Source organism: Roseovarius sp. Pro17 (assembly GCF_035599575.1).
GTDB lineage: Bacteria > Pseudomonadota > Alphaproteobacteria > Rhodobacterales > Rhodobacteraceae > Roseovarius.
The window spans coordinates 572852-585296 of sequence record NZ_CP141179.1 but is presented as its reverse complement, the minus strand read 5'-3'; the positions used below and the strand labels follow the sequence as shown (position 1 = coordinate 585296).

Annotated in this window: 12 protein-coding genes; 4 read left to right on the top strand and 8 right to left on the bottom strand. The window is 62.3% G+C overall.

The features are described 5' to 3' along the window. Window positions 1-14 precede the first annotated feature (14 nt). The 8 genes from U3654_RS02860 to U3654_RS02825 form a co-directional block, all read right to left on the bottom strand. Window positions 15-764, bottom strand: a complete 750-nt coding sequence (locus tag U3654_RS02860) for an SDR family oxidoreductase (RefSeq protein WP_324753853.1) — start codon at window positions 762-764, stop codon at window positions 15-17. Window positions 765-774: 10 nt separating this feature from the next. Then, window positions 775-2229 (bottom strand): aldehyde dehydrogenase family protein, encoded by a 1455-nt coding sequence (locus U3654_RS02855; RefSeq protein WP_324753851.1) that lies wholly within the window; start codon window positions 2227-2229, stop codon window positions 775-777. Further along, window positions 2229-2909 (bottom strand): ABC transporter ATP-binding protein, encoded by a 681-nt coding sequence (locus U3654_RS02850; protein WP_324753850.1) that lies wholly within the window; start codon window positions 2907-2909, stop codon window positions 2229-2231. Before U3654_RS02850 ends, U3654_RS02855 begins: the two co-directional genes overlap by 1 nt. Continuing rightward, a complete protein-coding gene (locus tag U3654_RS02845; RefSeq protein ID WP_324753849.1) occupies window positions 2909-3655 on the bottom strand; it encodes an ABC transporter ATP-binding protein in 747 nt (248 codons plus the stop codon). The genes U3654_RS02850 and U3654_RS02845 overlap by 1 nt, the downstream gene beginning before the upstream one ends. Continuing rightward, window positions 3652-4608 (bottom strand): branched-chain amino acid ABC transporter permease, encoded by a 957-nt coding sequence (locus tag U3654_RS02840; RefSeq protein WP_324753848.1) that lies wholly within the window; start codon window positions 4606-4608, stop codon window positions 3652-3654. Before U3654_RS02840 ends, U3654_RS02845 begins: the two co-directional genes overlap by 4 nt. Before the next feature lie 10 nt (window positions 4609-4618). Then, complete coding sequence (locus U3654_RS02835) at window positions 4619-5524, bottom strand: branched-chain amino acid ABC transporter permease (RefSeq protein ID WP_324753847.1); 906 nt, start codon at window positions 5522-5524, stop codon at window positions 4619-4621. A 133-nt stretch (window positions 5525-5657) separates the two neighbouring features. After that, entirely contained in the window at window positions 5658-6944 is a 1287-nt protein-coding gene (locus U3654_RS02830; RefSeq protein WP_324753846.1) for an ABC transporter substrate-binding protein, read from the bottom strand. Between the two features lie 61 nt (window positions 6945-7005). Beyond that, the gene (locus tag U3654_RS02825) at window positions 7006-7968 is read right to left on the bottom strand and encodes a cyclase family protein (RefSeq protein WP_324753845.1); all 963 of its coding nucleotides are present in this window, start codon (window positions 7966-7968) and stop codon (window positions 7006-7008) included. A 198-nt stretch (window positions 7969-8166) separates the two neighbouring features. On the opposite strand from U3654_RS02825, the gene U3654_RS02820 reads away from it, so the two are divergent. The 4 genes from U3654_RS02820 (at window position 8167) to U3654_RS02805 (ending at window position 12400) form a co-directional block, all read left to right on the top strand. After that, window positions 8167-9291 (top strand): zinc-dependent alcohol dehydrogenase family protein, encoded by a 1125-nt coding sequence (locus U3654_RS02820; RefSeq protein WP_324753844.1) that lies wholly within the window; start codon window positions 8167-8169, stop codon window positions 9289-9291. Between the two features lie 64 nt (window positions 9292-9355). Continuing rightward, a complete protein-coding gene (locus U3654_RS02815; RefSeq protein WP_324753843.1) occupies window positions 9356-10291 on the top strand; it encodes a LysR family transcriptional regulator in 936 nt (311 codons plus the stop codon). Window positions 10292-10382: 91 nt separating this feature from the next. Further along, window positions 10383-11558, top strand: a complete 1176-nt coding sequence (locus tag U3654_RS02810) for an acyl-CoA dehydrogenase family protein (protein ID WP_324753842.1) — start codon at window positions 10383-10385, stop codon at window positions 11556-11558. Then, complete coding sequence (locus U3654_RS02805; protein ID WP_324753841.1) at window positions 11555-12400, top strand: FAS1-like dehydratase domain-containing protein; 846 nt, start codon at window positions 11555-11557, stop codon at window positions 12398-12400. Before U3654_RS02810 ends, U3654_RS02805 begins: the two co-directional genes overlap by 4 nt. Window positions 12401-12445 lie beyond the last annotated feature (45 nt).

Sequence of the window (12445 nt, the reverse complement as noted above, 5' to 3'; positions counted from 1 at the left end):
GCAACAGCAAGGCGTCAGATGGTACGCCCGCCATCGACCTCCATCACCACGCCGGTGATGAAATCGGCATCGTCTGAGGCTAGATAAAGCACCGCATTCGCGATATCGCGCGCCTCGGACAAACGGCCCAGCGGCACGGTCGCGATGAACTTCTTGCGGTTTTCAGGCGTGTCGGGCATCCCCATAAACTGCTCCAAAAGGCCCGTTGCGCCCATCACGGGGGCCACGCAATTCACGCGGATCTTGTCGGGCGCCAACTCCACAGCCAGCGATTTGGTCATCAGGTTCACCGCGCCCTTGGACGAGTTGTACCATGTCAGGCCGGGGCGCGGACGGATACCCGCGACCGAGCCAATATTGATCATAACGCCACTGCCCTGCTCGCGCCACATCGGCACGCATGCCTTGGTCATATGAAAAATCGACAGCACGTTGACATCATAGATCTTGCGAAATGTCGCCTCGTCCGTCTCCATCAAGGGGCTGTTGGCGTTGGTCCAGCCCGCGTTGTTTACCACGATGTCCAGCCCGCCGAACTCCTCGGCAACCCGCGTGACCGCGTCGGCCACCTGCGCACCATCCGACACGTCGCAGCCAATCGCGATCGCTTTGTCACCAAGGCTATCAGCCACGGCGCGCGCACCCTCTTCGTTCAGATCCACGATGGCAACCTTCGCGCCTTCGGCCACGAACAATTCCGCGATCCCCTTGCCAAAGCCCGAGGCCGCGCCCGTCACCAGTGCCGTTTTACCCCTCAGTCGCATATGCGCCTCCTCAGTCATGCTTGTTGATGATCGTCTTGATCTGCGAGAATTCCAGCAGCGCGGCAAAACCCTTTTCGCGGCCATGCCCCGACTTACGAACGCCGCCGAAGGGCAATTCGATCCCGCCGCCCGCGCCGAATCCGTTAATATAGACCTGCCCGCCGCGCAGCGCCTTGGCGACACGATGCTGACGTCCGCCATCGCGGGTCCAGACCGAGGCCATCAGGCCATATTCGGTATCGTTGGCAATGCGGATCGCGTCCGCCTCATCCTTGAATTTCATGGCGCAGAGGACGGGGCCAAAGACCTCTTCCTGCCCAATTTTCGAGTGCGGATCGACGGGGCCAAAGAGCGCAGGCGCGACGTAATAGCCGCCGCCGGGGACGCCATCGCGCACCTTGCCGCGCGCGATCAGCGGCGCATCTGCGCCGTCGATATAGGCGTCGACCCGCATTTTCTGCTTGGCCGAGATCAGCGGACCCAGTTCAGCATCCTCGCCAGATTCCGACGCCTCGAGGGCCTCAAAACGCTCCTTTAGCGCCGTAATCACCTTGTCATAGACGCCGTCCTGAATCAGGATGCGACTCCCGGCCGAGCATGTCTGCCCGCCATTCGTAATGATGCCGCCCACAAGAAACGGCAGCGCGGCGTCGATATCGGCGTCGTCGAACACGATCTGGGGGGATTTGCCGCCCAGTTCCAGCGTGCAGGCGATGTAGTTTTTCGCCGCCGCGATCTGAATCATCTGGCCGACCTCGGGCGAGCCGGTGAAGGCGATGAAATCGACGCCCGGATGCTCGGACAGCGCCTTGCCCGCCACATCGCCGCGTCCCGTCACCACATTGATCGCGCCCAGAGGAAAGCCGACCTCGCCCGCCAGTTCCGCCAAACGCAAGCAGGCGAGGCAGGCATCCTCGGCGGGTTTCAGGACCGTCGCGTTGCCCATCGCCAGCGCCGGGGCCAGCGCGCGTCCGAACATCTGCGCGGGATAATTCCAAGGGATGATGCAGGCGATAACACCGTAGGGCTCGCGTACGACCTGGACGTTATAGCCTGCCATGAACGGGATCACCTCGCCGTGCACCTTGTCGGCAGCGCCGCCGTAGTATTCGAAATAGCGCGCGCAAGCGGCCATGTCGGCGCGCGCCTGTTTGATCGGCTTGCCGTTGTCGCGGGATTCCAGCTGCGCCAGCGGCTCGGCTTCTTCTAATATGCGCAGAGAGAATTTCTGCATCAGGCGGCCACGTTCGGCAGCGGTCAACCTGCCCCAGTCGCCCTCGTCAAACGCGGTGCGCGCGGCCTTGACGGCGGCGTCCACATCATCCGCCTGAGACGCAGCGATGGCGCTGAACACCTCGCCGTCGATGGGCGAGCGGACGTCCATTTCGTCGCCCGAGGTGGCAGGCACCCAATTGCCACCAATTAGATTAAGAGGCTTTGGCAAGGCAATGTTATCCCTTGACATTATGCTGTTTCCTTCTTGTCGTCGAGCGTGCCTTCGGCAACCGCGCCGCGCTCGATCACGAACGTCTTGCTGGCAAAGCCGCGCAGCAGGGCGGGGTTCGATTCGGTGATGATGAGAGTGACATTCTGGTCGCTATCGCGCAGATCGCGCAGCGCGTCGGCATAGCGTTTGGCCAGCGCCGGGGCGAGGCCCTGAAACGGCTCGTCCAGCATGATCAGCTTGGTGCCCAGCATCAGAGCACGACCCAGCGCCACCATCTTGCCCTGTCCGCCCGACACGTTCCCGGCTGGGCGATCGGCCATCTCGCGCAGCTCGGGCAGGATGTGGTAAACGCGGTCCAGCCGCTTTTGCGTGGTGGGCGCGTCCAACTTGGCCACCTGCGCGGGCAACAGGATATTCTCCTCGACCGTAAAGGCCGAGAAAAGGCGGCGATCCTCGGGCGCATAGCCGATACCGAGGCCCGGACGCTTGGCCGGGGCCATGCCCGATATGTCCTGCCCCTCGAACTGAATCTCGCCTGTGACGTTGGTAAATCCCATGACCGACCGTAGCAGCGTCGTCTTGCCCGCGCCATTGCGCCCAATCAGCGCAACCGTGCCAGATGCTGGAATAGTGAAATTCAAACCACGTAAAATGGGGATATTTCCGATCTTAGCATCACAATTGTGAAAGCTCAGCATCAGGCCACCTCTCCGATGACGTCGCGGATAACGTTCGGATCCTCTAGCACTTCTTGCGGGGTGCCGCGCATCATGATCTGGCCGCTGTCCCAGACGGCGACCTCGTCGGCGTATTTCTCGACGATGCCCATGTCATGCTCGACAAAGACGGCGGTGACGTCGGCCTCGGCCAGCGCCTTGACCAGTATTTCCATCACGTCGAACTTTTCCGAGCTGGCGACGCCCGATGTCGGCTCGTCCATCAGCAGCAGCTTGGGCTTGAGCGCCAGTGCCACGGCGATGTCGATCAGCTTGCGTTGGCCCTCGGACAGCTCGTCCACCTGCCGGTGCGCGACATCGGTGCAGTTTATCATCTCCAACAAGTGCATCATTTCCGAGCGTGCGCGAATGTCCTTGAGCGCGCGGATCGGGTTGCGCAGCCGGTCGCGGGCGGCAGCGGCAATCAGCAGATTTTCCAGCGCCGTATGCTCAGTAAACAGCTGCGGTATCTGGAACGCACGCGCGACGCCAAGGCGGGTGATAGCGCGCGGCGACATGGGGGTGACGTCGCGCCCCTCAAAATACACCTTGCCCTTTGCGGGTTTGATCCAGCCCGTGCAGATATTCAGAAACGTCGTCTTGCCCGCGCCGTTCGGCCCGATGATGGCAAGGTTTTTACCCGCATCGATCTGCAGCGTCACGTTGTCAGCGGCGACAACCCCACCAAAGCGGATTTCCAGCCCCTTGGTTTCCAGCAGATGGGTCATTCGCCCTCCTCCTTCTTGCCAGCGATGCGGTCCATGGCGCTATTATAGATGCCTGCGATGCCACCCGGCGCAAAGAGGATGATGATCAGCAGGAACACGCCCAACACCATCTGCCATACATCCCCGGCAAAGGCCGACGCGTAAGTGCGCACGATCTCGTAGATGGCCGCGCCTACCAGCGCGCCCGGCACCGATCCGGCACCGCCCAAGACGGCAATGAACACCATTTCGCCCGAGCGGACCCAATAGGCGTATTCAGGCGTCACGACGCCCTGCACCAGCCCCATGAGGATGCCGCCGGTGCCGCAGAGCAGCGCCGATAGCACGTATCCGTTCAGCATGACCCTCTGGGGCGACATGCCCAAGTATTGCAGGCGAGTCTCGTTCGTCTTGATCGTGCGAAACAGTTGCCCCACGGGCGAATCCAGCCAGCGCATCGAAAACCAACCAAGGCCCAGCGCCAGTACCAGCGCGAGGTAGAAAATGACCAGCTCGTAAGCGCCCCGCTCAAGCTCCATCCACAGGACAGTGGGGCGCGGCAGGCGCATGCCATCGGCACCGCCGGTATAGTGATAGAATTTCTCGAGGATCGACCAGAAGATCATCGAAAACGCGAGGTTCAGCATCGCAAAAAAGATGAAGCGGTAGCGCGCCACAAAAAGACCAACGACGAGGCCTGAAAGGACTGCGGCGACGAGGCCGAGGATCAGCACGATCACCAGATCGGCCCCCGGCATCAGCATCAGGGTAAACGCGCCGCCATAAGCCGCGATGGCGAAAAACAGCGCGTGACCAAAGGACACCTGCCCGCTGCGCAAGAGGACGGTGACGCCCATGACGGCGATCCCCTTGGCCAGCGCCAGCGTCAGCAGCACCTGCAGCGTCGGCGCGGCGAAGGGGACCAGCGCCAGCAGGATCAGCAGAATGGCGGGGATTATGATGCGTGTCGACATCCGCGCCCCCTCAAATCTTGCGCGCCGAGGGGCTGCCAAACAGGCCCTCTGGACGCACCAGTAGCACGGCAACCATGATGACATAAGGCACGAGCACCTGCGTTTCGGGCCAGACATAGACGGCAAAGGATCGACCCAGACCGATCAGCAGCGCGGTCAGCGCCGCGCCCTCGATCTGGCCCAATCCGGCGGTCGCGACCACGGCAAACGACAGCACGATCATGTCCGCTCCGATGCCCGGCAGGATCGACGTGGTCGGCGAGGCCAGCGCGCCGCCAAGGCCCGCGAGGCCAGCGCCGACGATGAATGTCAGCAGGAACACCTTGTCGGCGTCGATGCCGATGGCTTGCGCCGCTTCGCGATCCTCAGTCGTGGCGAGGATCAGTTTGCCCGCCACCGTGCGGCGCAGAAAATAGCGCAGGCCGACCAGCAGCGCGACCGCGACGATGGGCAGGAGGATCAGCTGATAGACTGTGTAATTGACCGAAAACACGCGCACCGTTCCCATCAGTTGCAACGCGGCGGACTGAAATATCGGCTGCGTGCCCCAGATCAGGCGCTGAACGTCCTCTAGGATCATGAAGATTGCGAAGGTGACCAGCAATTGCAGCACTTCGGGCTTGTGATAGATGCGGCGCAGCAGCAGCCATTCCAGCGGACCACCCAGCAACGCGCCGATCAGCACGGCCGAGACCAGCATCGTGGGAAAGGCAAAGATCGGCGGTAATCCGGCGGATATGATGAAGGTCGTCAGCGAGGCCGTGAGGTAGGCCCCCATGGCATAGAGCGAGCCGTGCGCGACGTTCAGGATGCGCATCACGCCGAATATGAGTGTCAGACCGACGGCAACGATAAACACGAGGGCCGCGTAGGCGATTCCGTCGAACAAAGCGAGCAGGAACAAGGTCAGGTTCATATGGGTCCAGACTGTTTCATGGCGGCGTCATGATGGCATCGGATCACTCTGGCGCATCCTGCCGGAGCCCGCCAGCCGAGGGCGCGAACGGGGCCTCAAACAGCGAGGCCCCGTAGCAATTTTCGCAGTGCGATCAATTCTCGTAGCTGTCGACTGTCAGGCCGTCGGCCCAGCCCGGCTGAAGCGTACCGACCCATGCGACCGATTCCTCACCAACCGGTGTGGTCAGCTCGCCGCCGTCAAAGATCATCATGTTCTCCAGCGTGGCAAAGGGTAGATCGCCTGCCTGCACGGAGGTGCCCATCATCTGCGCCTCGATGCCCTGATGGTCCTCGCGGATGGTCACCGGACGTCCCAGACCCTGAAATTCCAGCCCCTCGAAGGCTGCGATCACCTCATCCTCATTCGGCCATTCGCCACCTTTTGCCTCGGCGGCCTTGTCGTAGGCGGCTTGCAGCGCTGCGAGGCCTTGGCTCATGTGAAACACCGGATAGATTGCCTTGGCGCCGGTTTTCTCTTCGAATTTGGCCATGAACGCCTTGAAGTCTTCGTCATCGCGCCGCTCGGGGTGGTTCCAGTAGTGATCGCCGCGCGCGCCGACGATGTGACCGGCTGGCAGGCTGCTGCCCAGGCGCTCAAGCGAGCTTTCGGCAAGCGGCAGAACGAAGGTCGATACGTTTGTCAGCCCACGCTGGTTGGCCTGTTGCACGAAGGTGTCCAGATCGCCGCCCCATGACGTCGACAGGATGATATCTGGCTGAAGCGCCTGAAGGCGCGAGATTTCAGTTGAATAGTCGGGCGAGCCGAATTTCGGGAAAAACTCACCGACGACCTCGACATCGGGGCGCAATGCGCCCAGCGCCGTGCGAAAGATATCCCAGCTGTCACGGCCCCAGGCATAGTCCTGATTGACGACGGCAATGGTCTTGAAGTCGGGCTTGACCTTCAGCAGATAGGCGACGGCGGCCAGCATTTCGGTGGTGGCGTTCGCTTGGCTGCGAAAGACGTATTTATAGCTGTCTTCCTCAAAAATCTTTTGCGTGCTGCAATCCCACATGATGTTCAGCACTTGCAGATCTTCGGCCAGCGGCGCGATGGTCTTGCAATTGCCCGACGAAATCGACGCCAGCATCGCATCGGCGCCATTTTCAACCAGTCGGCGGTATTCGGTTGTCAGCGTCTCGGTGCCGGCACCCTCGTCGATAAAGGTCAACTCGACCGGCACGCCCTGAATGCCGCCATTGGCGTTGATATCCTCGACCATGATCTCGGCTGCGTCCTTGGCGGGCACGCCAAACACAGAGGCCGGGCCGGTCAGGAACGCTGTCACGCCGACCTTTAGCGCATCGGGCTTGTCCTGCGCAAAGGCGGCCAGCGGCATCGCGACGCACGCGGCAGTTGCCATCAGTAGCTTTTTCATTGTGGTCTCTCCCCATTTTTCGATTTTTATCCGTGCCGCTCCGGGGCGGCCCGATATGCGATCAGCGGATCGCAATCGGATTGATGATCATCTGCACGGTGCCCTTGATGCGGGCATGGCCCAGAACGAACAGAAATTCGTGAACGCCGTCGTGCGCCAACTCGCGTGTGTCCATGTTCTCAAGGATATAGATGCCATTTTCGGGCTGAAGAATCTGGTGCGCGCGGAACGCCTGACCTTCCACTTCGGCGGGAACAACCTCCAGACCCCAGGTGTCGGCACCCACGGCCATCACGCCCAGCGAGGCGAGGTATTCGGCCCCACTGACGCCCAGCCCCGGCTCGGTTGCGCCGAATTTCTCGGGGTCGGCATCGTCGCCGTCCAGCAGGTTCATCCAGTTGGAATTGAACAGCACGACATCACCCTCACCCAAGGTCACACCTTGGGCGTCGGCGGCGGCTTTGATATCCTCTTCTGTGTAGGCGCGACCGCTTTCGACCATATCGACGCCGTAGAACTTGGCCATGTCCAGCATTACGCCGCGCCCGACGAGGCCGGGTAGATTGTGCAGTCCCAGCTTGCTAAGGCCAGCAGCGCCAGCGAATTCGTCGTCGGTATGGCCGTTGTAATAGACGTGATCGACCCCCGCATGACCCAGACCGTCGATCTGCGGACCAATGCCCAGCCAGCCCATAAATATGTCGTCGTTATAGGTAAACGCGTTATCGCCCAGCCCGCTGGTCGAAACCTGATTGGGTTGCAGCACCGTCACCGAAAGGGTGCGTGGCGGAAAGGCCGGCGTATCGCTGCCAACGATCATTCCGAGGCTGTAAACCTTGCCTTCGGTGACCAGACCGGCGGCGGATTTCACACGTTCGGGCGTCATTGTATTGGCGGCGCCGATCTCGTCTTCGGGGCCCCATTTGGATGTCGCCCAGTCCGGCTTGGCCATCTCGTCGGCGGCAGCAGTGGTTGCAAGGCAGGCGGCAAATGCCGCGATGGCAGCAGTCCGTGCAGTGCGCATCACAAATCCTCCCAAAGTTATGATAACATGAGCATAGTCCCGATCTAAACTACGCGACCAATAGTTTGTGCCTCGCTCAATCATAGCCATCGCCTATACCTCGTGGAGCGTCCGGCGCTTTTGCAATAAGCATGAGACAGGCAAGAGTAGTCTGGCCCGGCACCGTTAATTCACCGGGTACGTCAAGGGAGAGAGTATATGAAAATCACCGCTGCTGTACTGATGCGCGATGGAATCACATCGGATTTCGCCAAGGAAGCCCCGCTGGAGCTGCGCGAACTGGACCTAGCCGAGCCCGGACGTGGCGAGGTCCTGATCCGTATCGGCGCCGCCGGAGTCTGTCATTCCGATCTGTCGGTGATCAACGGCACCCGCCCCCGCCCCTTGCCGATGGCACTGGGGCATGAGGCATCCGGCCACGTCGAAGAGGTCGGGACCGGCGTGGACGACCTAAAGCCGGGCGATCATGTCGTGTGCATATTCGCCCCCGGTTGCGGTGCCTGCACGCCCTGCGCCGAGGGCCGCCCAGCGCTGTGTGAGCGTGCGGCCAAGCATCACGGCGTGGGCGAGTTGATGACGGGTCACCGCCGTCTGACAATGGACGGCCAGCCGGTCAATCATCATGTCGGTGTGTCGGCGTTTGCCACCCATGCGGTCTTGGACCGCCGCTCGCTGGTCAAGGTCGATCATGACCTGCCCACTCACGTATCGGCCTTGTTTTCCTGCGCGATGCTGACCGGCGCGGGTGCGGTGTTCAACACCGCGCGCATACAACCCGGCCAGACGGTCGCCGTAATCGGCCTTGGCGGTGTGGGCCTATCGGCGGTCCTTGGCGCGGCGGCTGCGGGGGCCGGGCGTGTCATCGCCATTGACCCGTTCGAGTCAAAAATGGAGGCCGCGCGCACCATGGGTGCGACCGACCTCATCAAGGCGGACGAGCATACAATCGAGGCCGTGCGCGATCTGACCGGCGGCGGCGTCGACTGCGCGATCGAGATGGCGGGCTCGGTCAAGGCGCTGGAAACGGCATATGAAATCACCCGCCGTGGTGGCCTGACCGTCACTGCAGGTCTGCCCCACCCCGATCAGCGCATGTCCCTGCCCGCGCTGAAACTGGTCGCCGAAGAGCGCACATTGAAGGGCAGCTACATCGGTTCCTGTGTCCCACGGCGCGACCTTCCGCGCATGTTCTCACTTTATGAGCAGGGCAAGTTGCCGGTCGAGAAAATGCTGAGCCATCGCATCAAGCTGGATGAGATCAACGTCGCCATGGACCGGCTGAACGATGGCACTGCCATCCGCCAGATCGTCGATTTCGGCTAGGCCCCGCGCTTGACAATCCATAGGCGGGCCTTCTAGCTGAGGCACCCCTTACACAGGTCAGCCTATGGACATCCGCCAGCTGCGTTACTTTATCGCCATCGCCGAGTCGCCGTCATTGTCGGCGGCGGCCAGCACGCTGGGCGTGGCGCAGCCGTCGCTGTCGCAGAACGTCGTGCGGATGGAGGAAGAGCTGGGCGTGCGTCTGGTCGAGCGTAGTCCGCGCGGCACGGTTCTGACCGATGACGGCACGCTGTTACTGCGTCACGCGCGCAATGTCTGCGCCGCGTTCGAGCAGTGTCTGGACGAGATGCGCGAGGCGGGCGGCGCGCTGCGCGGCAAGATCAGCTTTGGCATCCCGCCCTCCGCGTCAATGGTGATGTCGGTGCCCTTGGCCGAGACGGTACGCGTTGAATTCCCCGATCTGCGGCTGCGCGCCATCGAGGCGATGAGCGGCTACATCAAGACGTGGATCGACGACGGCACGGTCGATATCGGCATTATCTACGATCTGCAAAAGGCTGACCATTTTCGCACAGTCCACGTTCTGAACGAGCGGCTGTTTTTCTTTTCCGCGCCGGATGCCTGGCCGCTGGACACGCCCCCCGGCACCCCGGTGCGTCTGCGCGATCTTCAACAGCTGGAGCTGATCCTGCCCAGCCCGTCGCATGGGCTGCGCAAGACGATCGAGGGATACGCCCAGCCGCGTGGCGTGCATCTGAACGTCACCATCGAAATGGACGCGATGACCCAGATCAAGGAACTGGTGGCGCGCGGATCGGGCTATGCCATATTCGCCCCCGCTGCGGCGCGCGATTTCGTTGCGCGCGGCGATCTGGTTAACGCGCCGATTACCGATCCCGACATGGTGCGCCCCGTCTATCTGGCCACCAATCCTGCCCGCAAAAGCAGCCGCTCCTGCCACGCCATCGCACAGGTCACGCTGGACGTCGCGCGCGATCTGGTCCAGCGCGGCATCTGGGAGGGCGAGCTAGAGGCATAGCGCGCGCCAATGGCCGTCAATGCCCGCGGCTATTGGCCCGCGCCCGGCGTTACTGCAAGTATCACGCAAACCGAAAACGCGAGGCGAACCGATGACATCCTTTCATCCGACTGCGGATTACGGCGACATTCGCGAAGGCGTCGCAAAGGTCTGCGCCGAATTCCCGGGCGAATACTGGCGCGATCTGGACGCGCGCCGCGCCTACCCGGCGGAGTTCGTTCAGGCGCTGATCCGCGAGGGATATCTGGGGGCGATGATCCCCGAGGAATACGGCGGCTCGGGACTTAGCCTTACCGCCGGGGCTGTTATCCTTGAGGAAATCCACCGAAACGGCGGCAACGCCGCCGCCTGCCACGCGCAGATGTACACGATGGGCACGGTCCTGCGCCACGGCAGCGACGCGCAAAAGCAGGCCTACTTGCCCGGCATCGCCAACGGCTCCCTGCGCCTTCAGGCTTTTGGAGTGACCGAACCGACCAGCGGCACCGATACGTTGGCGCTGAAAACGACCGCCAAGCGCGACGGTGATGATTATATCGTCAATGGGCAGAAAATCTGGATTTCCCGCGCCGAACATTCCGACCTCATGATCCTGCTGGCCCGCACGACCCCCCGCGATCAGGCCAAATCGAAAACCGACGGGTTGTCGGTGTTCCTGATCGATCTGCGCGAACTGGTCGGCAACGGCGTCGAAATCCGCCCCATCCGCACCATGATCAACCACGCCACGACCGAGATCTTTTTCGAGAACGCGCGCATCCCCGCCTCCAGCCTGATCGGCGAGGAGGGCAAAGGGTTTCGCTATATCCTGTCGGGCATGAATTCCGAGCGTATTTTGATCGCCGCCGAATGTATCGGCGATGCCAAGTGGTTCCTGAAAAAGGGGTCGGACTATGCGCGCGAGCGCGTCGTCTTTGGCAAGCCGATCGGCGCCAATCAGGGCGTTCAATTCCCGCTGGCGCGGGCTCATGCGCATATGATGGCGGCCGAGGCAATCGTCTATCGCGCCGCCGCAATGTATGATTCCGGCGAAAATCCCGGTGTCGAGGCCAACACCGCCAAGATGCTGGCCGCCGACGCCAGCTGGGAGGCCGCCGAGGCGTGCCTGCAAACACATGGCGGCTTCGGCTTTGCCGAGGAATACGACGTCGAGCGTAAATTCCGCGAGGCGCGCCTCTATCAGGTGGCGCCGATATCGACCAATCTGATCCTCTGCTTTATCGCCGAGCGGGTTTTAGGCCTGCCCAAATCCTATGGCACGACATGACCGACCGCACCCGCTCCAGCGACTTTGCCGATTGGATCGGGCGCAGCACGACCCGCGAGGATCACGTGCCCGAGCGCCTTTTGCGCCAATTCCGCGCGACGCTGGACGGCACGCTGGCACCGCTGGACGTGCCGCCCGGCGTCGAGTTTTGCCTTGCCCCGGATATCTGCGCGCCGGACCTCTTGGGCCGCGACGGACATCCGCGCACTGGCCTCTTTCTACCCGATCTGCCCCTGCCGCGTCGCATGTGGGCAGGGGGACGGATTGAGCGGATCGCACCGCTCGCCCCCGACGATGCCGTCACACGCACCTCCACAATCGAGGATGTGACGTTCAAAACCGGGCGCAGCGGCCAACTGGGCTTTGTCGCCGTGCGCCACCTCTATTCAGTTGCGGGCGAGCCTCGCATCGACGAACGGCAGGATATCGTCTATCGCGAGGATCCGGCGCCAGACGCCCCCTCGCCGCAATATCCGCAGGCCAGCCCTTGGCCAGATGCCGAAGGGTGGGAGGTGACGCCGAACAGCACGCTGCTGTTTCGCTATTCCGCCCTTACCTTCAACGGACACCGCATTCATTACGATGCACCCTACGCCACCGAGGTCGAGGGGTATAGCGGGTTGGTCGTGCATGGCCCGCTTCAAGCGATCTGGATGCAGAACCTGGCCGCGACGCTTTTCGGCGCGCCGCCCGCCGGGTTCGACTATCGCGGCACGGCCCCACTGATCTGCGGCGAATCGGTACGGGTCGAGGCGGCGGTGACGCCCGAAGGGGCCGACCTGCGCGTGCGCCGGCTATCGGACGACGTTGTCACGATGCAAGGCCGCGCCTCGCGTGGGTGAAGCGCGCACGTCAGCGCCAATCCGACGAGCGCGCAAATCTCTTTT